The sequence below is a fragment of the Anaerosolibacter sp. genome, from assembly GCF_029240175.1.
In the GTDB taxonomy this organism is placed as follows: domain Bacteria; phylum Bacillota; class Clostridia; order Peptostreptococcales; family Thermotaleaceae; genus Anaerosolibacter.
In genome coordinates this window covers 140401-166840 of record NZ_JARBTM010000002.1, presented here as the reverse complement: position 1 = coordinate 166840, position 26440 = coordinate 140401, and the positions used below count along the sequence as shown (strand labels likewise).

26 protein-coding genes are annotated in these 26440 nt (G+C 39.7%); 7 read left to right on the top strand and 19 right to left on the bottom strand.

Annotation, left to right across the window (positions count from 1 at the left end; genetic code table 11):
* Nucleotides 1-23: 23 nt before the first annotated feature.
* From K0R93_RS02005 to K0R93_RS01970, 8 genes are all read right to left on the bottom strand, one after another.
* On the bottom strand, nt 24-533 hold the full coding sequence (locus K0R93_RS02005) for a diol dehydratase small subunit (RefSeq protein ID WP_300296804.1): 510 nt from the start codon (nt 531-533) through the stop codon (nt 24-26).
* A gap of 14 nt (nt 534-547) precedes the next feature.
* Entirely contained in the window at nt 548-1207 is a 660-nt protein-coding gene (locus K0R93_RS02000) for a propanediol/glycerol family dehydratase medium subunit (RefSeq protein ID WP_300296801.1), read from the bottom strand.
* A gap of 29 nt (nt 1208-1236) precedes the next feature.
* A complete protein-coding gene (locus K0R93_RS01995) occupies nt 1237-2718 on the bottom strand; it encodes a propanediol/glycerol family dehydratase large subunit (protein ID WP_330684970.1) in 1482 nt (493 codons plus the stop codon).
* Between the two features lie 85 nt (nt 2719-2803).
* Nucleotides 2804-3595 carry a propanediol utilization microcompartment protein PduB gene (gene pduB, locus K0R93_RS01990; RefSeq protein ID WP_300296798.1) on the bottom strand — a complete coding sequence of 264 codons (792 nt, stop codon included), beginning with the start codon at nt 3593-3595 and terminating at the stop codon, nt 2804-2806.
* Nucleotides 3596-3627: 32 nt separating this feature from the next.
* A complete protein-coding gene (eutM, locus tag K0R93_RS01985; RefSeq protein ID WP_300296796.1) occupies nt 3628-3900 on the bottom strand; it encodes an ethanolamine utilization microcompartment protein EutM in 273 nt (90 codons plus the stop codon).
* 468 nt (nt 3901-4368) lie between these two features.
* On the bottom strand, nt 4369-5406 hold the full coding sequence (locus K0R93_RS01980; protein ID WP_300296793.1) for a response regulator transcription factor: 1038 nt from the start codon (nt 5404-5406) through the stop codon (nt 4369-4371).
* Nucleotides 5381-6649, bottom strand: a complete 1269-nt coding sequence (locus K0R93_RS01975; RefSeq protein ID WP_300296789.1) for a sensor histidine kinase — start codon at nt 6647-6649, stop codon at nt 5381-5383. Before K0R93_RS01975 ends, K0R93_RS01980 begins: the two co-directional genes overlap by 26 nt.
* Nucleotides 6650-6806: 157 nt before the next feature.
* A complete protein-coding gene (locus tag K0R93_RS01970; protein WP_300296786.1) occupies nt 6807-9167 on the bottom strand; it encodes a sensor histidine kinase in 2361 nt (786 codons plus the stop codon).
* 420 nt (nt 9168-9587) lie between these two features.
* Here K0R93_RS01970 and K0R93_RS01965 point away from each other — a divergent pair, with 420 nt between their 5' ends.
* The 3 genes from K0R93_RS01965 (at nt 9588) to K0R93_RS01955 (ending at nt 12213) form a co-directional block, all read left to right on the top strand.
* Nucleotides 9588-10097: a ferritin gene (locus tag K0R93_RS01965; RefSeq protein ID WP_300296783.1), complete on the top strand. Its 510-nt coding sequence runs from the start codon at nt 9588-9590 to the stop codon at nt 10095-10097.
* Between the two features lie 113 nt (nt 10098-10210).
* Nucleotides 10211-11299: a PfkB family carbohydrate kinase gene (locus K0R93_RS01960; protein WP_300296780.1), complete on the top strand. Its 1089-nt coding sequence runs from the start codon at nt 10211-10213 to the stop codon at nt 11297-11299.
* A complete protein-coding gene (locus K0R93_RS01955) occupies nt 11299-12213 on the top strand; it encodes a pseudouridine-5'-phosphate glycosidase (RefSeq protein WP_300296777.1) in 915 nt (304 codons plus the stop codon). Before K0R93_RS01960 ends, K0R93_RS01955 begins: the two co-directional genes overlap by 1 nt.
* Nucleotides 12214-12232: 19 nt before the next feature.
* Here K0R93_RS01955 and K0R93_RS01950 read toward each other — a convergent pair whose 3' ends face one another.
* The 9 genes from K0R93_RS01950 to K0R93_RS01910 form a co-directional block, all read right to left on the bottom strand.
* Nucleotides 12233-12355 (bottom strand): hypothetical protein, encoded by a 123-nt coding sequence (locus tag K0R93_RS01950; RefSeq protein ID WP_300296774.1) that lies wholly within the window; start codon nt 12353-12355, stop codon nt 12233-12235.
* A gap of 6 nt (nt 12356-12361) precedes the next feature.
* Nucleotides 12362-12649: a hypothetical protein gene (locus K0R93_RS01945; RefSeq protein WP_300296772.1), complete on the bottom strand. Its 288-nt coding sequence runs from the start codon at nt 12647-12649 to the stop codon at nt 12362-12364.
* 37 nt (nt 12650-12686) lie between these two features.
* Entirely contained in the window at nt 12687-14045 is a 1359-nt protein-coding gene (locus K0R93_RS01940; RefSeq protein ID WP_300296769.1) for an MATE family efflux transporter, read from the bottom strand.
* Between the two features lie 297 nt (nt 14046-14342).
* Nucleotides 14343-15314: a diaminopimelate epimerase gene (gene dapF / locus K0R93_RS01935; protein ID WP_300296766.1), complete on the bottom strand. Its 972-nt coding sequence runs from the start codon at nt 15312-15314 to the stop codon at nt 14343-14345.
* A gap of 134 nt (nt 15315-15448) precedes the next feature.
* On the bottom strand, nt 15449-16579 hold the full coding sequence (locus K0R93_RS01930) for a TMEM165/GDT1 family protein (protein WP_300296763.1): 1131 nt from the start codon (nt 16577-16579) through the stop codon (nt 15449-15451).
* Nucleotides 16580-17040: 461 nt separating this feature from the next.
* Entirely contained in the window at nt 17041-17391 is a 351-nt protein-coding gene (locus tag K0R93_RS01925; RefSeq protein ID WP_330684968.1) for a small basic family protein, read from the bottom strand.
* Nucleotides 17384-18109: a DUF881 domain-containing protein gene (locus K0R93_RS01920; RefSeq protein ID WP_300296760.1), complete on the bottom strand. Its 726-nt coding sequence runs from the start codon at nt 18107-18109 to the stop codon at nt 17384-17386. The genes K0R93_RS01925 and K0R93_RS01920 overlap by 8 nt, the downstream gene beginning before the upstream one ends.
* A 13-nt stretch (nt 18110-18122) precedes the next feature.
* Nucleotides 18123-18854, bottom strand: a complete 732-nt coding sequence (locus K0R93_RS01915) for a DUF881 domain-containing protein (RefSeq protein WP_300296758.1) — start codon at nt 18852-18854, stop codon at nt 18123-18125.
* 294 nt (nt 18855-19148) lie between these two features.
* Nucleotides 19149-19310, bottom strand: a complete 162-nt coding sequence (locus K0R93_RS01910) for a hypothetical protein (protein ID WP_300296755.1) — start codon at nt 19308-19310, stop codon at nt 19149-19151.
* Between the two features lie 248 nt (nt 19311-19558).
* Between K0R93_RS01910 and K0R93_RS01905 the strand changes: the two genes are divergently transcribed.
* Nucleotides 19559-19759: a hypothetical protein gene (locus K0R93_RS01905; protein ID WP_300296752.1), complete on the top strand. Its 201-nt coding sequence runs from the start codon at nt 19559-19561 to the stop codon at nt 19757-19759.
* Between the two features lie 104 nt (nt 19760-19863).
* The gene (locus K0R93_RS01900; protein WP_300296749.1) at nt 19864-20250 is read left to right on the top strand and encodes a hypothetical protein; all 387 of its coding nucleotides are present in this window, start codon (nt 19864-19866) and stop codon (nt 20248-20250) included.
* A 55-nt stretch (nt 20251-20305) separates the two neighbouring features.
* Here K0R93_RS01900 and K0R93_RS01895 read toward each other — a convergent pair whose 3' ends face one another.
* Nucleotides 20306-21586, bottom strand: a complete 1281-nt coding sequence (locus tag K0R93_RS01895) for a 4Fe-4S dicluster domain-containing protein (RefSeq protein WP_300296746.1) — start codon at nt 21584-21586, stop codon at nt 20306-20308.
* 238 nt (nt 21587-21824) lie between these two features.
* Here K0R93_RS01895 and K0R93_RS01890 point away from each other — a divergent pair, with 238 nt between their 5' ends.
* Together K0R93_RS01890 and gpmI are read left to right on the top strand one after the other, a co-directional pair.
* Nucleotides 21825-22736 (top strand): alpha/beta hydrolase, encoded by a 912-nt coding sequence (locus K0R93_RS01890; protein ID WP_300296743.1) that lies wholly within the window; start codon nt 21825-21827, stop codon nt 22734-22736.
* A gap of 200 nt (nt 22737-22936) precedes the next feature.
* A complete protein-coding gene (gene gpmI / locus K0R93_RS01885; protein WP_330684967.1) occupies nt 22937-24499 on the top strand; it encodes a 2,3-bisphosphoglycerate-independent phosphoglycerate mutase in 1563 nt (520 codons plus the stop codon).
* Nucleotides 24500-24543: 44 nt separating this feature from the next.
* Here gpmI and recJ read toward each other — a convergent pair whose 3' ends face one another.
* A complete protein-coding gene (gene recJ, locus K0R93_RS01880) occupies nt 24544-26271 on the bottom strand; it encodes a single-stranded-DNA-specific exonuclease RecJ (protein ID WP_300296741.1) in 1728 nt (575 codons plus the stop codon).
* Nucleotides 26272-26440 lie beyond the last annotated feature (169 nt).

Sequence of the window (26440 nt, the reverse complement as noted above, 5' to 3'; positions counted from 1 at the left end):
CCTCCTGGATCTTATCCAAGACTCTATTCTTGTCTTAATCTGTTTCGGATACCATAAACTTCTGCTGCTTCTCTAACGAAGGCTGCATTGATCTTTGCACTGTACTTGTTTTCTAGTTCAGCTGCAATATCCAGAAGCTCAGATTTTGAAGAACGATAAGGTCTCAGAGCGTTGTAGATTTCAAGAATTCTTTCATCTGGAACCGCGATGAGCTCTGCTGCTCTTCTAAGATTTCTTGCAAAAGAATCTCTTCCAACTGACTCAGCAACCTGGGCTTGAAGTTCAAGGGTTTCTGGTGAAATCCTTACATCGGCAGCGGTTACCCTTCCATCGATTACCTTGTCTAAAGTAATTTCATTTATGGATTTGCCTGTTGGTGTTTTTAACAATTCAGGTCTTTTTTCTCCTAATGGATAATCAGACTTCGAAACAGTGTTTGTAGAAGCACTTTTTACTTCGCTTGCTTTATCCACTGTACCCATAGAAGCCATGATTTCTCTCACCATTTGCTCTATTAATTGCTGTTGATTCATGAACTTCACCTCCATTATTTAAACTGAGCATCCAACTCAACAGGCTTTGCGCCGAGCTGAACGTGTTCTGTTTCTTTGATGTGCAATAATGCTGCTTTTGCTTGATACCTAGGTCTTGCCATTTGATCGTTTCTTACTGGTACTGGTGTTGGGCTTTCACCCTTTGCATATTTTGCTGCATTTTTACCAATGGCTCTATAAGTTTCCTCATCAATCAGTGGTGCCTGAGAAAATAACTCTAGGTTTCCTAGTGGGAACAAATCCTTCTGGTGGATTACTGTGGTTCCTTTAGATTGTACACCGATACCAACGCCAGAACCGCTTAGTTTCGCTGCATCATGGGAAATGAAAGCCACGTCAGAAGTTCTGTTAACTCTAACAACTCTTGCTTTTAATCCCTCTTCCTCGATACCAGCAATGATTTCTCTGAGCACTTTATAGTGAGGAATGTCAATGATGGTTCTTGTTTGATGCACACCGAAGGCTGGGGCAAGACCAATTACAACTTCATCGCTCTTTGTACCTTTTTTCGCCTCACCTTTCTCTACCAGGTTAAGTCCTTCAACATTACTTGGAACTGAAACAGCAGCACTTCCTGTACTGGATGTATCTAGGTTGAAATCCTTAAGTACTTCTTCTATTACACTACGGATTAATTGTTCATTTAATTTCATTTCGTTGCACCCCTTTCCTTATTGGTCTCTTAAAAGTCTTCTGGATTTACAGCGTTGGGAATATTTCTAATTTCTTCCCATCTTGCATCGCTGATGACGTATCCTGTTTGTGGACCACGATAGTCGTTAGGATCGTTCACTGAGCTGATTACCTTGAAGTCTTTATCTAAAATAGCAGAAGTATGAAGGTAGTCCCCAGCGACTCTTTGCTTTAATAAGGAGAATACACTACCAGCTACGTCTTCAAAGCCTCTCTTATAAAGGGCTTTTACTACGTCAAGACCTGTTACCCCTCTAGCCATCATTTCTTCAGCAGCTTTTAAGTCTTCAACCACATTTCTGTTTGGCATATCCTTACTTCCGTGGGCATAGGTAGCTGCTTCAACTTCTTGATCTGTAACGGCTGGAAGACCCAGTTCTTCAAATATCGCCTGAATAACTTTCGCAGCCTTGTTTCTTACTTTTACCACAACATCTTCAGTTACCGGTCTTAGACCTGCATCGATTCTTAAGTCTCTTTGGATAACATTCCAATCGTCATAATCGTCAGCATCCCAGTTTGAACCTGCGAACATATTGTCGTAGTTTGGTGTTGCACTATAACCAGAACAGATGAAGTCTGTTCCAGGTACCATTTGCATCAAGGATCTTGCCACCCTTCTTAGGTCAGAGTGGGTAAATGTTTGGTCGTTACTGGACGCACACTCTAGATCTAGCATCATACCAATTAAGTTTTCTGCCAATATAGCTCTGATTCCGCCTGGAACCCCAGCAGGTACCCCTACACAGCTTACAGATCCGTTTTGTGTTCCTTGTGATCCTGCACCCTTTGTTACATATAGGCATCGTGCTTCTAGATATAACATGGATTTGCCTTCTGCATAGCCCATTTGTACCTCTGAACCTGTACCTGAAGTAAATCTCATTTTTAATCCCCTAGATGCATAAGCGGATGCTAGGAAGGATTTTGACCATGGTGTATCGTCTCCATCGATGAATACCTGCTCTGTTCCATATACAGAAACGGTTTCTGCATAGGCAGTAAGTCCTCTCATACCAAGAATTAGCTCTGTCGCTTCTTCGATGGCACATTGAGTTAGAATTCCTGGTCTACCAACCTGTGACCCTACCATTAAGGCCAAGGCGTTAAATGGTGCATATCGTGTAATACCAACTGTTGTCTCCATCTCATCGAAGCCTCTCACAGCAGCTTCCGCAGCGTCGGCAGCGATTTGAACAGGATGATCCTTTACGTTTGTAACGTGACATTGATTAGATGGAATTCTTCTTGATCTCATCTTGTTCACTGCCATCATCATTTCTAGCACCGTTAAGTTTCCTACGACTTCTACAACCTTTGCAGGCGTCATAGCTGTCGTATATTTTACAATTTCTCCTCTAGGAATATTGATATCCACCAGTCTTCTAGCGAACTCTAGAGAATCAATGGCCATGGCCTCTTCTGCTCTTTGTAGATTGATGGCATGATCTGCGATAAAGCTATCAAGCATATCAAAATCTTCTCAGGACGCTCTGCTAAAACTTGAAAGCGTTTTGATTTCATCCGTTTTCCCTCCTTTATATGCTACTGACTTTTTATATATAAGGAACTGTTACTGGCTTTGGTTCTTCGCCAAGGGTTCCAAGAAGCTTCACGCCTACTTCTCTCGCTGCGATGATAGACTGTCTTACAGCACCTGAATCTCCGCTGATGAATAGGATTACCTCATTGGAGAAGCTCGTTCCGCCTGCTGGTGAAGCATAACCGATTACATCCACATTGGCAGCCTTTACAGCTGTATCAGCAATAAGAACACCGATTGCAGCAGGAGCGCCTACGATTAGTCCAAATGCTTTTCCTAATGGTGCATTAAATGCTTTGTTACATGCATAGCTGGCTCTTGCAGTATATTGGAACTCCAAGTGACCTGCGTCGTTGGCATAAACATCTCCAAAGGTTCTGTCTAGTTCTTTTAACGCTACTTCAACTGCTCTCTTTGCGTCAGAAACATCTTCTGCTCCAAAGATAATTAAACAGCCATGGCCTGCGCCGCCCTTTGTATCTCTAGCAAGCTCGATTTTGATGATTTCAGTATTTGTAGCTTTTACCGCTTCATCAGCAGCTAAGATATGAGGACCTGCTCCAGTACGGGCGCCTAAAATGCCGATAGAACGATATTTTTTATCTAATCCCATTGCTTCATGAAGCTGATTGTCTACATTCGCAATAACTAGACCAATACTATCTCCGATAGCAGTACCTACAAACTCTGTCAATCCGCAAAACTTTTGCTGTGGCTTACATTCTTCAGCCTTCACTTCTGCCTTTGGCTGGTCTACCTTTTTCATTACTTCTTCCATTATCTTTTCAATCAATTGATCTTTCATTTTTTTACACCTCCATTAAATTTGCATGTTTACTATCTTGGCAATATTTTCTCAACGTCTGTGTGTGGTCTTGGGATTACATGGACAGAAACAACCTCTCCCACTTTTTGAGCAGCCGCAGCACCTGCATCTGTAGCAGCCTTTACCGCACCAACATCACCTCTTACCATCACGGTTACAAGACCTGATCCAATTTTTTCGTAGCCAACTAACGCAACATTGGCTGCTTTTACCATTGCATCAGCTGCTTCAACAGCGCCTACCAATCCTTTTGTTTCTACCATGCCTAATGCTTCCTTGGTCATTTAAAATGCCCCCTTTTTGTTTTTATTTAAGCCCTATGGCTTTTTAACATACACCCACCGCAAAACGTTTGCCCTTTAAGCTCGTCTATGGTGACTTGCTATATGTTTATTAATAATTTCTATTTTTAGAGCCAATTGCCTTGATACGTATTTGTCTTCAACAGACAATGATTTGTGGCCGTGTATACACGATACAGGTATTTTTTTACCCTATTACGGCAACATTTTGTCATGGTATAAATCATGATATTTTTTTGCTGTCATTGGGTAAAATCTTGTACAAATAAGATTAAGATCGAGATCAAGATTGAGAAAAAGCGGGCGATTCTTAAATCGCCCTACAGCCGAACAGATATATCTGTTCCCTACAACCTTAATCTCGATCTTGATCTCAATCTCAGTTTTTCGACAACAAAAAAACACCTAAGTGATACACTGTATCCTGTAGGTGTTTTCAACGCTAATTGGTTATTGACTTTTTTCTTTTTCTTTCGACTCTCTATATTCCGTAGGCGTCATCCCTACCACTTTCTTAAAGACCTTGCTAAAATAATTGGGTTCATGATAAGACAAATCCAATGCGATATTCAAAATCGGTAAATCGGTATGTTCTAATAATTCCTTGGCTCTTTCCATCCTTCTCTCGGTCACATACTGAATAAAATTTATGTTTAGTTCCTTTTTAAAAAGCTTACTGAGGTAATAGGAACTCAAATGCACATATTCTGCAGCTTCTTCCAAGGTAATGTGTCGATGAATGTTTTTTTCAATGTAATTTAATATGGCGTAAATTTCTTTATGATCTTCTACAGCTTTTCCATGGACAATCTCTTCAAATACATGATCTAATATCTGCGCCAATCTTTCTTTAACCGTAAACAAAGTGATTCCTTCAAGGGGACTACTTCCCTTATCCCAGTGCTGCATAGGCTTTAGACCCTTATGTTCACAAGCTTCCAACATTTTCTTCACAATCATCTGGGCGTTTTCTTTTAGCTGCTCCTGTTGTTCTCCATATAAACGAATCAATTGATGGGTCACAACTTTCAGTTTCTCTTTTGCGCTCTTATAATCCTCTGCATGAATCTGATGAATCAATTCATCAATATTCAACGCTCGAGCTTCTTTAAAGCTCTCTTTTAATTTCTTATGTTTTTTTACAGCTTCTACAAGATCTGCAGGTCGAGCAGGTTTTAATATGTAATCATCCGCACCTGCTTTTATGGCTTTCTGGGCATATCGAAAATCATCATAGGCCGTGAGAATAATGATGATTTTCTCTCGGTATCGGCTTTTAATGATCTCCGTTGCTTCAAGCCCATCCATTCCAGGCATTCGAATATCCATGAAAATCATATCTGGATTCTGAGTTTCACACAATTCTATGGCTTTTCTTCCTGTAGAAGCTTCCCCAACTACCATTATCCCCTCTAGTTCTTCATGGAGTATGATCTTCAGTGCCTCCCGCTCCAAATATTCGTCATCGACCAACAGCACTTTGCACATGGGAAACTCTCCTATTGCTTATTTTCATCGGGATCCTTACTTTTACTTTCGTTCCCCCATGGGGTTTACTCTTAATTTTCAACTTATACTCTGATCCATAATGATAGATGAGTCGCTTGTTGACATTATTAATTCCGATGCCTGTAGATTCACTAAGGGCACCCATATCTAGATGCTCATCTTGAACCATATGAAGCCGTTCTTTTGACATGCCCACGCCATCATCAATAATCTCGATCACGGCATCCTCTTCCAATTCATAACCAATGATCTTAATCGTTCCCGGTTCTTCCTTAGGTTCCAATCCATGATTGATGGCGTTTTCAACGAGGGTTTGTAAAAGCATGGCAGGTACAGTGATATTTCTTATGGATTCTGGAATATCTAATACATACTGAATACGGTCACCAAACCTAACGGACTGTATTTTTAGGTATCTTTCAATGTGAGCAATCTCATCCTCTAACTTCACCATTTGATCAATATTTTTTAGTATATATCGCAGTAATTCTGCCAAAGCGTAAACGATTTCCTGGGTCTTAGGCGCTTTCTCGATGAGGGCCAGCCTACCGACAGTATTTAACACATTGAACAAGAAATGTGGATTGATCTGGGATTGGAGTGCCTTTATTTCGGTATCCTTTAATGCCCGTTCCAATTCTGCCCGGGCCTTCACTTGCTCCATGAGCTTCAAATTCTTCGTATTCAACTCTTCCTGCATTAAATTCATCATATCTTTTTCTACCATATAGTTAGAAACCAAGAACATCAATCGAGCTGCTCCAACAATTTTGTCATAAGAAGTCACTGGAATTTCATCGTAAGCTGCCTTAATTTCTTCCTTGTCTTTCCATCCTGGTACTTCCTTTACAATCTGATCCAATCGATTGAGTTCACTTTCTTCAATCTTAGCTTGTCCAGCCATGATAGATCCCATATATTGTCCATTTACCGTAATGGGAATCGCAAAATCAACCAAACCCGTATGGCATCGATAAATATAAGGTTCTTCTCTCCTTGCTGCCTCTAGCCCACCATGGGCATCGGATTGATAACAGGCATCTCTGCATCTGCCAACTTCACGGATTAGGCTGCAAAATCTGGAAAACTTACTATACTTGGTGATAGGCTTACCCCTAAAATCTACAGTTACTGCCGCAATACCCGTAGCTTCAGAAAATCTGTCTTGAATTTCCTGTAAAATTTCTACGTCAATGATATCCCTTAGATGCACTATCTCCATTATCCCACCCCCTAAGAGATCTTTTGAATCTTTGTCCACATTCTATACTTATTAGCATTGTACCATAAATATTCTCGATAAAAAACAATCTCTCCTCAATAATTTTAAATTCATTAAAATTTTCTGAATTTTTTATCATTTGCATTTTTTTCTAAATCTAGGCATAAATATCCGAAAACTCTATATGTATGCGTTCCACACGACTTTGCACAGGTATCCTCTCTTGTTGTTCAAATGTCCTACCTGCATGTATTCTTACCGGCAGCTCGATTAAAAAATCACAGCCTTTACCATATTCGCTTTCTAATGTAATCCTTCTTCCATGAAGTGTCACAAGAGATTTTACAAGGGACAATCCGATGCCGCTGCCTTCATGGCTTCTTGTAAAGGATTTATCCACTTGGCGAAACCGTTCAAACACAACATCCAGTTTGTCTGCATGAATACCAATCCCAGTATCCTTTACAGAGATTATTATATTTTCTCCTCGATCATAAATATTAACGAAAATATCTCCTCCTGGTTTTGAAAACTTAATGGCATTGGAAAGCAAGTTTAGCATGATACGTTCTATTTTGTCAGGATCACAAAGCATGTTCTTCTCTTCAACCTCTGTATCAAACTGAAGATGTATATTTTGGTGTTCTGTATATTCAGCAACCGATAGGGTGATATCCTCAATAATACTTACAATGTTCTGATTTTCTAGCTCAAGTTCTAAATATCCTGCATCAACCTTTGTAATGTCAATGAGATTGTTTACCAATCGTAGCAGTCTAAAACAATTTTGTTTCACAATCCTCATTCGACGCGCCATATCAGGCTCTCTGTCACACATTTCTCTGCTTCTTAAATTCATCTCCAAAAGCTGCACCGTTCCCAAAATCAAATTTATAGGCGTTCGCAGTTCATGGGACAGATTAGCAAAAAACTCTGTCTTCAGTTTGTCATATTCTATCGCCTCTTTCAATTGCTGTATTCTTTCATGATCCTTTTTTCGTTTTGTAATATCCCGCCCCAAGATAACAATTCCTTTACGACTTCCATCCTCTTTAAATAGAGGTACCTTACATACATCATAGATTTTTTCTGCCCCATCTTTTCCTGTAATCATCTCTTCGTCCCAGGTTATACTTCCATTCCTCCATGCAATCTCATCTGTTTTTTCACAAGTTAGTAACGCTCCTTCACAAGAGGCTACTTCCTCCGCCAAATCTTTATCCCGTTTTCCTTTATAGTCAATCCCTTCTAATCTAAAGATCTCTTGGCAAGCATGATTCACTTCTATCCAATGTCCTTCCCCATCCTTAAAACATACGAAATCTGGCATGGCATTGATTAAGTTTCTCAGCTGTTCTTCATTTTCCCGTAAGGCTTCTCTCGTTTCTCGCAGTTTTCTTATATATCTCAACAGCACAGTGATAATACTTGCTAGCGCAATGATTATACTGCTTATTACCATATAGATAATATTCTTTGGTATGGCATAGCTAGCAGATGGTAAATTCAAGATCAAGCTTCCTAGTGGCAGGTCCTTCATAGGAAGACCAACTCTTTTTAGTTCCTGATAGTTAAAAATATATTTGCTCGGTGTATGTCTGACGACTGAAATATTCTCCGGGACTTCACCCATGAGTATCCTTAATCCTAACTTTCCTGCTTGAACCCCATGGTCATATCCATGAATCATCTTCCCACCTAAAATGCCATAATCCATCATGAATTCCCACGCACTGTATATAGGTACGGAACTATTTGCTTTAATGATTTGTGCACCTCTCTCATAGCTCATAAATTCTTTTTGATCCTGCAATAACGCGAGAAAGAAGATAATACTATCCTTCGGGAGTACTCTGACCTCTTTTGCAACCGATGTTACATCGGTATGATGGCCTATAATAAATTCAACCTTTCCTTCATATTGATTGGATAGGCTTTTGGTATACGCCTTAAAGAGTTTGCCTGTTGTGGTATTATCAAACAGAAAATATATCTGTTTTGTATTTGGCTGTAGATTCAATGCCAAATCGATGGTTCCCTTAATATCAGGATTTTCGGCAATACCTGTAACGTTCTGATTTTCAGCAAGCATTGTATCTTGGAAATGATTCATTCCACAGAAAACAATAGGTACTCCTGGAAAAAGCTCCTGTCCATAGTTTCTTAGAAAGTAAAACGCATCATTGTCTGTAGTAAATATGATATCAAACTTTTCTGATTCATACTTATGCTTATAGATTTCATAGATCTTCTGAAAGTATAGTTCCCCGTGAACTCTTTTACCATCAAGATACTCCACTGACAAATTAATATTTTCTAGGTCTGACTTTAATACATCTTCAATTCCCTTCACCATATCATCGGTCCACTTATATCCCTTATGATAGGAGTTTAGAATCAAAACATGCTTTTCTATGTTCCTTAAAGCCAAAACAGGTGCTCTTACAGTATATAGAATGATGATCATGCTAAGTAATAATGCAATCCATGTAAACTTACGATTACAGGAGAATCTCATTTTAATCACCCCTTTTATCATGAATCCTTTTGACACAATATACTATGGTGGCACTTCTATCCAATGATCTGGATAAAAATAAGAGTGTACTACTTATCAAAAACACTTTAATCTAGGCAACTTGGTTTTGCTATCATTAAATTGTTTGATTCGTGTTAGAATTCTTCATTTTTCTTCATAAACCCTTTGTCGATTATTAACTACTTTTGTCTTGTGATGTGATATTTGGGCTAAAATTTAAAGTTTCTGAATGTAACTGATGTCTATTTTTATATCGTATCTTCTTAGCTCAATATTTGTCGATTTAGATTAACAAAATATGTCTTTTATGTTAAACTATATTCTTGTAGGAATCGGTTTTTTGTTTTATGGCAATAATTTGTGGTATGAAATACATAAGAGTAAAAAGGAGGATTACATATGATCAGCGAAAAACTAATGAGTGAATTAAATGTACAAGTTAAACATGAACTCTTTTCTGCAAATCTTTATCTTTCTATGGCTTCCTATTGTGCCGATGAGGATTTAATGGGATTTGCAAATTTCTTCAGGGTACAGGCAGAAGAGGAAAAATTCCATGCTATGAAATTCTTTGACTATATCATTGAAATGAATGGAAGAGCCAAGGTATCTGCCTTAGATGAACCGAAAAGTGACTTTACCTCCATTTTAGATGCATTCAAATATGCCTATGCGCATGAGCAGTTTGTCACAAAGCGTATTTATACCCTTACAGACTTAGCCATGGAAGAGAGGGAGCATGCTACCATCAGTTTTCTAAAATGGTTTATTGATGAGCAAGTTGAAGAAGAATCTATGTTTAACGGCTTGGTGAAAAAGCTTCAGCGGATTGGCGACAATGCCAATGCCCTATATATGCTAGATGCAGAGCTGGCCCAAAGAGTCTTTACACCACCTGCTGCTGAATAAAGAAAAAATCCCATAATGGGATTTTTTTTTAATGTCTATTCCTAAATACAATAGAATAGGATATACTATTTATAATCATATGTTTATATTATAAGCAAAAGTTGGTGAAAATTATGACCGAAAGAGAAAAAGAGATATTAGATATCATCCGCAGGAATCCTATGATTTCTCAGCAAGAGTTGGCAGATACCTTAGGGATAACCCGTTCCTCTGCCGCCGTTCATATTACCAATCTCGTAAAAAAGGGTTTTATTGCCGGCAAAGGCTATGTGCTAAAGGAGGCGGACTACGTGGCTGTGGTAGGAGGAGCCAATATTGATATTCAAGGATTTGTGTCAAAACCTTTGATACTCAAAGATTCCAACCCAGGCAATGTCCGTATTTCCCTTGGAGGTGTAGGAAGGAATATCGCAGAAAACCTTGTAAAACTCGGCATTCAAACGAAACTTTTTTCTGCTGTAGGGGATGATGTTTATGGGAAAAAGCTTATGGAAGAATCCAGATCATCAGGCATCGATATGGATCACTGTCTCATGCTGAAAAATGCATCTACGTCTACCTATCTTTCTATTCTAGATCATGATGGTGATATGGCCGCAGCTGTATCACATATGGATATCTTCGACAACTTTTCTGTAGATTTCTTGAAAAATCATGGACCGATTCTTAACAATGCACAATTAATTGTCCTAGATACCAACATACCCCAAGCATCTATTGAATTCTTAATCACCCACTTTAAGGATTGCTTTTTCTTTTTAGATACTGTGTCTACCAGCAAAGCACTGAAAGTCAAAGAGATAATAGGAGCCTTTCATACCATTAAACCTAACAAATATGAAGCAGAAGTGTTATCTGGGATCTCCATCGTTTCCACATTAGATGCAGAAAAAGCATGTGATTACTTTCTTAATCAGGGTGTACAGCAGGTCTTTATCAGCATGGGGAAAGACGGTATATGTTATGGAGATCACCAGCATACCCGATTCTTATCGGTACCTGAAATCCATGTCGTAAATGCTACAGGTGCTGGAGATGCATTTATGGCAGGCTTGGTCTTTGGTTTCCTGCAAAAATACACCCTAGATCAAAGCGCTCGCTTTGCCACAGCCGCTTCAATTTTCGCTTTGTCCCATAAAGACACCATACATCCTATGATGTCAGCCAAAAACGTTCAAAATATAATGAAGGAGTTGATTTAGTGTATCAACAATATTTAGAAATACATCCCGAAGTACAACAGGCCCTTGCTGCTGGAAAACCAGTGGTTGCTTTGGAATCTACCATTATCTCCCATGGAATGCCCTATCCTGAAAATATTGAAACTGCACGCAGGGTTGAAGGAATCGTTCGAGAACATGGTGCAGTACCAGCTACCATCGGCATACTTCATGGCAAGCTCAAGGTAGGTCTCACCGATGAAGAACTAGAATATATGGGAAAAGGACAAGATATTTTAAAGGTTAGCCGAAGAGATTTACCTTTCATTGTGGCTAAGCAGCTCAATGGTGCTACCACAGTGGCTTCCACTATGATTATTGCCGCTTTAGCAGGTATCAAAGTATTCGTCACAGGTGGTATCGGCGGTGTTCACCGTAATGCCCAGGAAACCTTCGATGTTTCTGCAGATTTAACTGAGTTGGCCAACACCAATGTGGCGGTGGTATGCGCAGGGGCCAAATCTATCCTAGATATCGGTTTAACCCTTGAGTATCTAGAAACCCATGGAGTTCCCGTGGTAGGATATCAAACAGAGGATTTTCCTGCTTTTTATACCCGCAAAAGCGGTTTCCAAGCTGATTATCGTGTAGATACCCCTAAAGAATTAGCCAAAGCGTTAAAGGCAAAGTGGGATCTTGATTTAAAGGGTGGCATGGTGATTGGTAATCCGATCCCTGAAGCCTATGAGATGGATTATGATGCCATTCATCATGCCATTGAAGATGCCCTAAGAGAAGCAGAATCGACGGGTATTAAGGGAAAAGAAACAACCCCCTTCCTTCTATCAAAAATCAAGGCATTAACAGGGGGCAAAAGCTTAGAATCCAATATTCAGCTGGTTTATAATAACGCCAAAGTAGGTGCCCAATTGGCAGTAGAGCTGGCAAAGTTATAGGAAAGTATTCAGATCAAGATCAAGATTGAGGAAAGGCAGTAGGGGCGGGGTTCCCCCGCCCGAAGGCCCAAGAAATCAGCAGAAAAAGGGCAGGATGACCCTGGGTTACAATCTCAATCTTGGTCGCGATCTTCTTTTCCATTTTCCATCAACCTCCTGCTGATAGAAAGGTTAGTCGAAATCTATCTACCAGTTGCAGGCATGTAGATTTTTCTCCTCTGAAAATCACAAGGTTCACGGGTAAGCAAAGTTTTCCAAAGCATCGATCATCCTTTTCTTGGATTTGAATTTCCCAATCCTTGCCCTTATACAATCCGCTGCCACAGTTTTCACCACCCAAGGTACTCAGGTATTCTTCTATATAGTTCTTTGCTATTCCACTTTCAATGATTTCCTGCCATAACTCCACTTCTGTCACCGCCTTTTTACCAATCATTCCATTCATCAAAGCCTTTAAATATCTGGAGTCCCTCTTATTCAACCTGGAACTGTAAGTTGATTTTTTTCATTTCACTCTTCAATAAGACAATGGTAATTAAAGTAGACAATACATCTGCCAATGGAATGGACAGCCATATACCCAAAAGTCCCAACCCAAATAACCTTGGTAGTATCAATACCAGAGGTATCAATAGAAACACTTGTCTCAACAGTGATAATATCAGGGATGGCATGGCTTTCCCCAGAGATTGAAATAAAGCAGCACCTACAATCTGTACCCCTATGATGGGTACCATAGCAATTGAAATTCTTAAGGCAGTTACACCCTTTTCAATAAGCAGTGGATCATCATCAAACATCCCAAAGATAGCTCCTGGAAATAATTCGCCTATCATCGTGCTAAAGGCGGCGAATACCGTGGTATAAAGAATCGACAGCTTTAATACTTCCTTTACGCGATCGATTCGCTTTGCACCATAATTATAGCCTGCAATGGGCTGCATTCCTTGGACGATCCCAAATAGTGGCATAAATAAGAACATGGTCACTCGATTAATCACGCCAAATATAGCTATGGCCAATTCCCCGCCATAAGCCACTAGCGAATTATTTAGAACAATGGCCACAAAACTTCCTGAAAACTGCCTGGCAAAAGCAGGAAAACCAACTGTAACCATCTCTATCATAATCCCCTTATCGGGCTTCAAGTGGTGTAACTTTACCTTTAATGTACTACTTCCCCCATAGATATACACCAAAACATAAATTAACGAAACAAATTGAGAAACAATGGTAGCCAGGGCTGCCCCCCGAATGCCCATATCTAGTGGAAAAATGAAAATGTAATCTAAAAATATATTCAATATGGTGCCGATTAACATTGAGAACATGGCTGCCTTCGCATTGCCTTCCGCCCGTATTAGGTTATTGGCAGATACCACGAAGGGGAAGTATATACTTCCCAGTAAGATTACTTGAATATATTCCTTTCCATAGGGCATTAAGGTATCCGTGGCTCCGAAGAGTCGTAACAATGGTTCCACAAAAATCGACCCCAAAATACAGATCAATATACCCAAAAACGTCACTGCCAAGAATGAATTTCCCGCCACATGGTCAGCTCTTTCAATATCCTTAGCACCCAGGCTTCTAGAGATCGCCGATGCGGCGCCGATTCCAATCATCTGGGCAACAGCCATTATCATCATTTGAATAGGGAATGCAACGGTTAGACCCCCGATGGCCAGATACCCTACACCTCGTCCGATAAAGATGGTATCCACAATATTATACAAAGCATTCACGATCATTCCTATAGTAGCTGGTAATGAAAGATTCATCAACAACTTGCTCATTTTTTCATTTTCCAATCTATAGCTTCTTTCGTTCATCCTGCACCCCTCTCTTTTCTTCACCGATGCATCTATACCCGTAACCACCAAACTTCATAAGCATAGAAGTATGCCATATTTAATCCTCGTTGATTGGGAAATCCCTCTTTTAAAATTCTATACTTATATCATCTTATCCTTTTATTCATTTACATTATTAGCATTTTATTTGATATTTCTTCATGTTGCAACATTTAACCTAATGAATCAAGGATACCAAATAAAAATAGGAGAAGACTAAGGTCCTCTCCACAATCCCATGTTTCTTCGTCCAATTATCAAATGACCCAAGATAATCTATGCTAAAACACTTTTTGCATAGGTCAAGAATCCATCATAATCTTGAATCTCTTTCTCATAGATTTCTTTATCAGCTAGCTGATATGGCTTCTTCCCGCTGAAGTCGAACTCAATTCTGCCTTTATAAATATACGAGGCATTTCCAATAAATTCAACCTTATATTTCTCCAATTCATCTTTTGAAACAATACACTTAATCATCCCACCATCGTTAAATATACGAATCTCCGAGTCAAACCTTTTTTCATCTTTGCGACAGACGATGATACTGGATGCTGTCATTCCCGTACCGCAGGACTGTGTCAGACCAACCCCCCGCTCATAGGTCTTTACATAAATACTTTGTTCATCCAATATCTTCACGAAGTTTACATTGACACCCTTAGGAAAAACAGTTCTATCAGTGTTGGCCTTCTCCCCTACGATGCTCAATTCCTTCTCATCAATATGATCGACGATAGCAACCACATGGGGATTGGAAATACTTAAAGCACTAAACGTCAACGTCTCAGATAGTTCTTTAATCTTGTCAAATAGGTGCTCTTTTCTCGACCCATTCATGGGCAGTGTATTGATATCAAAGGAAACGGTCTCGATGGTAATCTGAATCGTAGTAATCCCATTATGGATTTCCTCTGCCTTTCTGACCACATAGCTGGCTTTCATGGTCTCAATTTCAACCACATCCTTGCCTACCACCTCAATCACATATCTTCCCACACACCTTAAACCATTGCCACACATTTCTGGTTCTGATCCATCAGCGTTGAAAATCCTCATTTTCCCATCTGCCCATTCACTGGATAGAACAAATAGGATGCCATCAGCACCTATAGGCCCTTTACGATCACATATCTCCCTTGCAAGGGAGATCCTTTGTTCTTCAGTAAAACCATAATCATGGTTGATTTCATCGATGAGTACAAACTCATTCCCCGTACCATGGCATTTTATCATTTCTATCATCATTTTAATATACCTCCTTGTATCCGTATATTTATACATAATGCATTATATTTTTCCGTTTATTTTACTTTACCATACTCCTAAAAGGAATTGAAAGAGTTATTTTGAGAATATATTATATTCCCTACAATCACTCATTATGCTGACGTCAGCTCTTCTACCCTCCGAATGATCTTTTGCGCTACCTTCGTTCCCCTCTTTTTTAAATCTTCAAAGTACCTATCCAAATTATCATCGTAAGGCAATTTTTCCTTGAACAGTATCATCTCTAAAGCTTGCCTCACCGTATGTATAAAGACGGTCTCTTCCTGAGAAGGATGCTGGGTCAAAGCTGCCAAAGTGAGACTTAGGCTTTCAATTACTTTACCTTCCTCGAAGTTCTTTTCTAAGCTTTCAGAAAAACCCTGCCATTCTCCTACTTTATGAAACTTTCCGCTTTCCACGGCCTGATGAAGCAATATCTTGGTATGTCCAATAATGCAGCTTTGTCCTTGACACTTGCCACACTGCCCTTCTCCTAAACATATTTCATCTACAGCCCCTTTGATTTGGTGCGTATATTCATACAAGGTAAGAGCAGCCTCTCTGAAAGGTGTTAGCTCGCCTCTCTTTTTTGCTTCTAAAGCAGGTTTTAGTAAGACAAAGACACTGATACCAATAATTATGAAGAATCCTCCCATGTATGTAGGCTGAAGATAAGTCGATGGTAGTGTGTTGTACAGCTTTGTTATACCAAAAAACATGAAAATCGATGCTGATGCAATTTTAATTGTAAATTCTGGGATACGGTCTCCAATCTTACTTCCTACATAAATACCTATTCCACTAGTTAGGATCATTCCTGCAACAGTCCCCATCAAAATAAAAACTGGATATACTGCATCTACTGATAGGGTAATAGCAGTCAACTGAGTCTTATCTCCAAGTTCCCCAATGAAAAATGCCATAGCTACAGTAAAAACCGGCCCCAAATTTCTTTTACCCTGATCCTCTTCATCATCGTCTTTATCATTTTTCAATGTCCATAGGGCAAACCCAATAAAGGAAATGCCTGCAACAATCTGTATCGTGTTGATAGGGATTATATTGGATAAATAAGAACCCACGGCTACTGCAATGCCATGATTTAATAGAGATCCTAGAAAGACACCCAATAGTACCTTCTTCACCTTATACTGGGTAGCAAAAGCCATAGCCAGTATCTGGGTCTTGTCACCCATTTCAGCCATAAAAATTAAAAATAGAGAACGAATAAATTCCTGAACCATTATGGATACCTCCCTCTATAAATTGCATATCACTATTTTGTGTAGCAAAGTTCTTTCACTGCTTCTATAGTATTTTCAGAATCATGTTAGCCGTTAGCAGTTAGCAGTTTTTTCTATACAGCTAACCGCTATCTGCTAACCAAAAATGTACAACCCTACTGAGTATGTAAAAATCTATTCCACGCAGTCTATGAACGGATTGAATAAATTAAGGGCGAAACCTTCAACTTAATAAAACTATTATAAAATAGCTTTATTAAGCCAAAAGTCTCGCCCCTTTAGAAACACGTTCTGAAGCAAATAGGACCAGGTTTATCACCAGTATGTTGATCCTATTTATGGCCCATGGGCCACAGCTACTCCCTTTTAGCACTGCTTTTCCAATTACTACTATATCATATACTGTTTTTTATTACAATATTCACCCCATAATACCTAAGCTAGATGCTCATATTAGAATGTTACTTATGGGTAAATCGATCAATAAGATCCCTTCGAATAATGGCAAAATTTTGAAATAGCCGATCACCGAAGGCAAAGATTGCCGCATAATATAACGGTACACCTAGTCGATCTCCAATATAAGCCAGGAACCCAGCCAATATAGCATTGCCAAAGAAACCTGAGACAAATATGGCAGTGTTAAATTTTTTCTCCATATGAGATCTAATGGCCCCAAATACAGAATCCAACGCTGCCAATATGGCCACAGACATATACAACGAGTAAGAGGTTGAATACGTAATTGGCAAATACATGCCAAGGACTACACCTAGAATTAATCCAATGAAAATAATAAGCAACTTAAGCACCTTCTTTAACTTCTGTGAGATAAATATGATTAATATCCTCAGAAAATTTGTCTATCTTCATATTCAGTACTGTATTGACTTCAAGATATAGGCCATAAAACTCCTTGAGAATTTGAGCATAACTATCAGGAGCCTTCAAAGCTGCTTCTAATGTTTTAGGATCTCCAATTGCCTTAATAATAAACGGCTGCGCAAACACTTGATTGTTGATGCGAATGGTATACCCCGCACAGGTCATTTCGGAAGTGGATAACACCCTTTGTCCATTGATGGATAGCGCTTCAGCACCAGCCTCTTTTAAATCATTCACCAAGGTCAGCACGTCAATATCATGGACAAGCACGGCATTTGGGTCTTCTCCTTCATATAATTCCCTGGTGCCATCATTTAAGACCAATATAACACCTGGACCTTCCACATCTACAAAACCAGCAATCAGTTTTTGCTCATTCAATTCCCGGAGCATAGCATCTTCGATATCTCCGCCTTCTTCCTTTATTCTTTCATATTCTTGGATTTGTTTTTTCTTGTCTAAAACAATTCTGTGAAGATTCTCAAGCTCTTTTTCCTCGCTTTCAATAGATACCTTATAGTCATGAATTACTTTTAAAGGCACATATTGATACTCCCCCTTCACATTCTTCACTTGAAGGGAAATCGCAAAACCGATTAGTATAGCAAACAGCAGTATGTTAAACTTCCATCGACTAAATCTCATTCTATCACCTCAACTACTGTTGGTTGTCTTCTATAGGTTTAGCAAAACGATACTTTATTGTACCGTTATATCCAGAAATTATGACTTCATCCTGCTTTTTCACCGCAACCTGCAGACCATCCTTCTCCTTCATCTGCCATACGATACCGTAACGAATATTTAACGCAGCCTCTAAATCTTCTGGGTTTCCAATCGCTTTAATAATAAATGGCGGTGCCGTTGGAATTGCATTAATATTAATATTGTTTCCTGCCAAGCTTATTTCTGTTCTAGAAATGATTCTCTGCTCATTGATAGAAATCGCTTCTGCACCTGCATCGTTTAATCTATTTACCACTTCTAATAATCGTTCATACCGATCCATGATAACACTTCTGTCCGTAGGAAACTCTGGATCAGGGGGAGGATCATCGATCACTATAACCACACCAGTTCCTTTAACTGTCTTGAATCCTGAAATCACTTTATATTTCTCGATTTCGCTTCTTATCTGTTTCGCTAGGGCTTCTTGTGTTGACTCTGCCTCTTCAATTTCCTTAATCTGATCTTCGATATCATTAATCTCACCCTGCAGCTTCTGTTTTTCCTCCCTTACTCTTTTTAATTCTTCCGCCAACTCCTTTGCTGTTTGAGTAGGTGCAGCCCCATTATAATTAGCCTGTACGCTCCTAAATTGCAAAGTCAAAGAAAGCCCAAGTACAACACAAACGATACCTACTGCAACCTGTGCCCTTATCCCTTTCATTGTTCATCACCTACTTTATCATTTTCATCCCCCACAGGGATTGTATTTTTTATATAATCATCCGTCTAAAGCAGTATTTCCATTTTCTTAGCTAGTCTTGCATTTTTACAAGATTTTGTATATTTCTTTAAACATAAGTATTATATCATAGAAATATGCTATTTTCAGCAATGGAAATCACCCATTATATTATTCTTTCATTACAAACATAAACACAAAATAAGGCCGATATATTCATCAGCCTTTAATGATTTTAATTCAACATTATCTTCTCAATTCCTTTTTTTATGCTTTTTATTCTTTTGTCCCTAAACCAAAGATACTCGTTCCTCCAAAGAGAAAGAAAAGCACGGCGATCCAAATAAGGGTATCAAACCCTATTCCTGGAAATATTTCCTTCTGAACGCTTTGGGCTTCTGCTACAGAAACGGCTGGAAGCTGATGATCTTTACTCATTTTCTATTACCTCCTTAAGGTATACTGATTTCAAAATCTTTCCTATCCATTAAATCTCTACACTATATAGTATTTAAGTGATTTCAATTGGGTGACCCCTTTTCGCCCATATATAAAATTTTTTTTAGATTTTATTATAGGATATTTCCTTTCTCCTATGATTTTTGTAACAGGTATTCAAAGAGCCACATATTCTAAAGTAGGCGAATGATAAGAAAACATTTGGAAGATTAAAAGGAGGTTCCCATATGTCAGGCACAGTTGAAAAGAAATGTGGCTGCGGTTTGTTTGGCGGCAAAAATGATAGCTTGTTGTTCTTCTTCCTACTCCTCGTTGTATTATTTGGAGGCGGTTTATTTGGCGGAGTAGGCTGTGGAACTGGAGGCGGTTTCTTCGGAAATGACAGCTCCTTACATATATTATCCTCCCAATGGGCAGTGTCTACATGAAGATGCTGCTCTTTTCTTTTAACAACTTGTCTGTAACCTTTTGGTCCACAAGACATATTATGTTATCGCAAGAGGATAACTACCGAAAGGGGGTGTAAGTGACGATGAAAAACAATCAAAATGCCTATACCTTGGATCTTGTGATGCTCCCCAATGATAAATTGGAAGAGTATAATAAATTTCTTGAGCAATATGGTAATGTCCCTGATAAATATATTTTGAGGGAAATGTATAGGGTAAAGGGTACGGTTTCTCAGGAAGTGCTTTCGCAGCATATAAAAAATCTGGATGCCTTATCTACTATGGAGGGTTTTGTAACAGATGACCATAAACAAAGAATTGAGATGGTAAAAAATATATTGACTGCTGAAACTAGAATATCTAGACCATCTCAGCAAGCAGAGGTTGAAACACAATTCTGGGGTGGTTCCAGCTTGCTGTTATGGTTCTTAACACTAGCTGCAATATGGCGTAGACCTTTCTTTTTCTAGGGTAAAATCTATACACCCAACAAAGAGCAGATCATTTTTTATCTGCTCTTTGTTCTTATACCTTAAATCGTGTTATCAGTGCCTCGAGATATCTAGATTTCATCTGTTTGCTTGCCAGGGCTTGTTTGATCGGTGGTAGTTTCAAAATTCCAGATAGAATAGCAGCCATGGCACGATGACTGGCAAAAGCTTGATTGTCAAAAATAAGTTCTTGGAGCATACCCCTTTCAATAGCCATCATGACGACCCGGTGGGTTGAATTGACAGGCGTAATGACCCTCTCTTTTCGAGAAACTAAACCTAAGGCTTTTGTTGGGCAAGCTCGGACGCACACGCCGCAGCCTAAGCAGATATCTTCATGGAGTTTCGCCTTCTTCTTTTCGTACCGCTGGGGATTGTTCGCTGATACCATGGTCATGGCTTCTACTGGGCAAGTATGAACACATCTGCCGCAGCCATTGCATTTTGCTTCATCAATTTTGGGTAGAAAGTTGGTTGTATGGACAGGGTTTAACATACCAAATTTTCGGGCAGCAATCATGGCTTCACAGCAGCAGCCACAACAATTGCAGATAAAACTTACCTGCTCCCGTACATTTTCACCGAACTGTACCAAATTATACTCATAGGCTTGCTGTAACAGCTCTAACCCTTCTGAAATTCCTACTTCTCGGGCATATCCATGCTTGATTAATGATGCTGCCGCTCCATTAAAAGTCATACAGATATCCATGGGTGCATCACAGGCCTTTCCCACATGTTCCATTTTATGTCTGCAATAGCACATGCCAATACCCCTGTGCTTTGCAGTACGAATTACTTCACTGGCTCTTTCATAGTCTAAAACATGAAGGGCATTTTCATTGGAAAGCACAGGTTCATGGACAAATACTCGCCCTGCTTGGGTCTCACCATGGGCAAACAGCCCTTTGATAAAATCCTCCTCCACATTTAAATATTGAAAGTACAGCTCACTCAATAACTTTTGGTCTATGTCCCCCCGGGTACGCATGATGGAAAACTCAAAAAAGCCAGCCATGGGCGGAGGCAAAACATACTTTTGATCACCATGATAATCCATATCTAGAAGAATCGCTCTCCCAGCTAAATCTTCCAATACTTTTTGGGTAGAAATTCTATCCATTTTCCATATTTTACTGGCTGTTTCTACTGTAAATGGTTTGATCGGCAGCTGAGCAACCAGCTGCGCCTCTTTCTCGCTAAAAAGAATCTTTAATATTTTGTACAAGGTCTCCGATGGCGGTGCTCCTTGTGGAAAACGGTTGAGCCTTTCCTCTAACTGTTTATAGGATGATTTAATGGTATGATGGGCCATGTCCACACCTCTCTAGATTGATTTTGTTCTTTCGCTGCTTCATGAAAACTTCATATTTCTCTATTTGATGATTGTTTCCATTTTATAGAATTTCTATAGGCTTCTTTCTGTCTATGCTTTTACAAATATATTTTTGTGTCAGGATTCCTATTCCTAATTTTGATTCCATGGAATATATTTACACTATGGTATAATAATAGAAACGTTTCATCATAACAGTGGCAAAGGAGCATTGGCTATGTTTTATTTATTAGGAGGTATATCCGTTATAAGTCTTGTTTTTCTTATTGGCGCATATCACTTTTCCAGTCTGGTTATTCAACCTAAAACCCTAAATGATCAGCAAGTCCTTGAAATGATGCAGGAAAAGCATGCTGCTAAACTGGCAGCAGTTGAAAATCTATCTAAGGAAGAAGTCTGGTTGGAATCACCTTTTGGATATAAGATGCGGGGTTGGTTTTATCCCAATGGTCCATCCCATAAGACCATCATTCTATGCCATGGAATTACGATGAACCTTCTTCATTCCATAAAGTATTTTTATCTCTTTTATGAAAGAGGTTTCAATGTCCTCCTCTATGATCATCGGAATCATGGCAGAAGCGGAGGTCACTTCACCACCCTTGGCTATTATGAAAAACAAGATTTAACTGCATGGGTGGACTGGGTATCTCATCGGTTGGGGTCCCACTCTATCATAGGTGTTCATGGAGAATCCATGGGTGCTGCCACGGCGCTGCAGCACGGGGCCATAGATCATCGTGTTCATTTTTATATCTCCGATTGTTCTTTTTCGGACCTCAATGCCCTGTTGGCTTTCCGGTTAAAAGCAGATTACCGCCTGCAGCCGTTCCCTTGGCTGCCTATATCTAGTCTAATCACCTATTTCAGAACCAAGGCTCACTTTCAGGATGTATCTCCAGCAGCTACAATTAAGGATATTTCAGCACCAGTACTTTTTATCCATGGATCTGCAGATACTTACATCCCCCCTGAAATGAGCATAGAGATGTATAGGGAAAAAATAGGAAGTAAGGATTTGCTTCTAGTGGAAGGAGCAAAGCATGCCAAATCTATTGAGGCTGCACCCAAAGCCTACGAAGAAGCAGTAGATACATTCTTAAAGACTGTTATTTCAGAACGGATTTGACAAACACCTTTGGTATTCATTATAATTATGTAGGGACACAATGCGTCCGCGGGACACAAAAGCTCCCTATCGTTTGACATAATCTTGTATTTATCCTATTTTTACTGGGTATATATTGTGGTAATATAAATGAATAGAACATCAACAAATTGCCGTTTGGCAACGTTGTTCCACACTAACGGATAGAGGGGGAATGTATTTTGAAAAAACCAACTACACTCATCATATTGGACGGTTTTGGTTTAAATGAAAGTGATTATGGAAATGCAGTAAAACAGGCGAATACACCGAATCTCGATAGATACTTCGAGCTATATCCCCAAAGCATTGCCCATGCCAGCGGCCTTGAGGTAGGTTTACCCCATGGACAGATGGGGAATTCAGAGGTTGGCCATCTAAATATTGGTGCTGGCCGTGTTGTGTATCAGGAATTGACGAGAATTACAAAAGCCATTGAAGATGGAGATTTCTTTGAAAATCCTGTGTTCGCAGAAGCCATTGAAAATGTAAAAAACAACAATTCTGCACTGCATCTGTGGGGACTACTGTCCGATGGCGGCGTTCACAGCCATAACACCCATCTTTATGCATTGTTGAGACTTGCAAAAGCAGCAGGCCTTGATAAGGTCTACATCCATGCATTCCTAGATGGAAGGGATGTACCTCCATCTAGTGCATTGACCTTTATTGATGAACTAGAAAAAAACATCCAAGAAATTGGTGTGGGTAAAATTGCAACCATTGCTGGTCGTTACTACGCCATGGATCGAGATAAGCGCTGGGAAAGGGTGCAATTGGCCTATGATGCCATGACGCTAGGCCTTGGTACCAAGGCAGTATCTGCCCGCAGTGCAGTGGAGATTTCCTATGAAAACAAAGTAGTAGATGAATTTGTTATTCCCACCGTCATCACGGAAAATGATATCCCTGTTGCCACGGTAAATCCTTTGGATTCTGTCATCATGTTTAACTTTAGACCTGATCGTGCCAGAGAAATAACAAGAGCTTTCGTGGACCCATCCTTTAATGACTTTGAAAGACCAAAGGGCTTCTTTCCATTACATTATGTATGTATGACCAGTTATGATGCCACCATGCCAAATGTTCACGTGGCCTATGAGCCCCAAGCGTTAACCAATACCTTTGGGGAATACATCTCAAAGCTCGGGTTGAAACAACTTCGCATTGCAGAGACAGAGAAATATGCCCATGTTACCTTCTTCTTTAACGGTGGTATTGAAACGCCTTACGAAGGAGAAACCCGTATCTTGGTTCCCTCTCCAAAGGTAGCCACTTATGATTTACAACCGGAGATGAGCGCCTATGAAGTTACAGATCGTTTACTGGAGGAAATTCAGAAGGATATCCATGATGTGATCATTGTAAATTATGCGAATGCTGATATGGTCGGTCATACAGGTTCCATGGATGCAGCCATTAAGGCTGTAGAGACCGTGGATACATGTGTTGGCAAAGTCATCGAGGCTGTTATTGCCAAGGGTGGCCAGATTCTCCTTACGGCTGATCATGGAAATTCCGATGAAATGTTAGACTCAGACGGAAATATCATCACAGCCCACTCCACAAATCCTGTGCCATTACTGCTCATCAACAGCACAGAAGAGTGCGGTATCGACGAAGGAAAACTTGCTGATTTAGCACCTACATTGCTTCATATGATGGGAATCCCTAAGCCTGATGAAATGACTGGCCGCTCCCTATTACTGGAGCCTGCCTTTAATGTAGAATCAGACAATATATAAATACAGATAAAACGCCCAATGGAAAATTCCATTGGGCGTTTTATCTACCTATTCGACGCTTTCACATCACTGATCATAAACTGCATATTTCTGTATCCATTCCATTCGTTGATTCTTGGAAATCCTACGATATCTACCTCTTCTGGACAATGTAATTGTTGGATATACAAATCAGCCATACCAAAGCCAACCGCATGTACTGGGATTTTCTCATTCCATTTCTGAGATAGGCCTTTTAACTTTAAATGTTCATGGTTTTTTCCCATAGCCACAACTTGGGGCGAATTGTCAACCTTCAGACAACTCAATAAAAACTGAGGTTTCTCATTTCCCATGCCATAGGGTTCTATTCTCTCCAGTTCCTGCAGCAAGCTTTCTGTCAGTTCAGATGGCTTTAGTTCGGCATATACCTTAAGGGTCTTAACAAAAACCTCTGGTGATTCTTCCCTAATCACCTTGGCCTGTTCATTTAAACGTCTTCGTAAGATTTCTAACTTATCTTTTTCTATGGAAAATCCACAGGCATTCTTATGACCGCCAAACTTTATAAATAAATCGGCACAGTTCTTTAGTTCCTCATAAATATCCATACCATCAATACTTCTTCCGCTGCCTTTCATGATTCCTTCTTCATGGCCTTCTGTGACGATCAAGGTAGGCTTATAATAGCGGTCTCTGATTTTTCCTGCAATGATCCCAATCACCCCTTCATGGGTTCCTTCTGAATCTACCACTAAAAATAAATCTTCCAAATAATTTTTTTCTACCTTGGCCTTACATAACTCAAGACCTTTATCCTGAATCGTTTTTCTTTCATGATTACAAGCTACCAGGTGTCGAATAAGACTATCTATTTTTTTTGTATCTCCTTCCAAGAGCAACTCTACACCGGCTCTGGCATCATCGATTCTACCACTGGCATTAAAATGGGGTCCTAATATAAACCCAATATGGGTAGTTGTAATATCTTTACCTTCAAGCTCGAGAGCTCGTATAAGACCCTTAAGTCCTGATCTTGTGCAATTGGTCATCTTTTTGAGACCATATTTTAAAAGGGTTCTATTTTCATCTATCAAAGGAACCACATCAGCCACCGTTGCCAAGGCCACCACATCTAACAAGTCATTGAGATAGCTTTTGGGTGCATTGAGCTTTTTTTGAACTCCTTGGGCCAACTTAAAAGCAATACCACAACCACATAACAGCTTAAAAGGATATTTGCAATCCCCTTGCTTTGGGTTCAAAATCAGACAATCAGGCACTGTATCCGATAGATTATGGTGATCCGTCACAATAATCTCCATGCCTAAATCCTTCGCCAGCTGCACTTCCTTTACTGAGGTAGATCCACAGTCCACCGTGATAATTAAATCGGCACCTTGTTTCTTAATATCTTCAATGGCCTCACAATTTAGACCATAACCCTCCTCCGCCCTTAAGGGTATATAATAATGGAGGTTTGAAGTAAACCGTTTTAAAAAATCCATAAGCACCGCAATGCTAGCCACGCCATCTACGTCATAATCGCCGTAGATCCAAATGCTCTTTCCCTTATGAATATGATCTATAACCACATCCACCACTTCCCCCATATTCTTCATGAGAAAGGGGTCATAAGTTCTTTGAGGTTTGGCAGAAAGAAATTCATTCATTTCCTCAATATCTGTAATTCCTTTATGTATCAATATTTTCTGTACAATGGGATGAATGCCCTCGCCCACCATCGAAAGATTTTCACTGTTATCTAATATATCCCAATATGTTTCAATCATCGTATGCCTCCCATAGTTATCTTGTCATTATTATACCATAAAAAGCACACTCCGTGTGCTTCGCTAGGGGAACCTAGTTCCCCTTCGACAGCTGCAAAGCAGCTTGAGCACCCCTCTGACTGCGGCATGGGAATCCTTCCCCTGCACCCCTTGTTTTTTATGATATAAG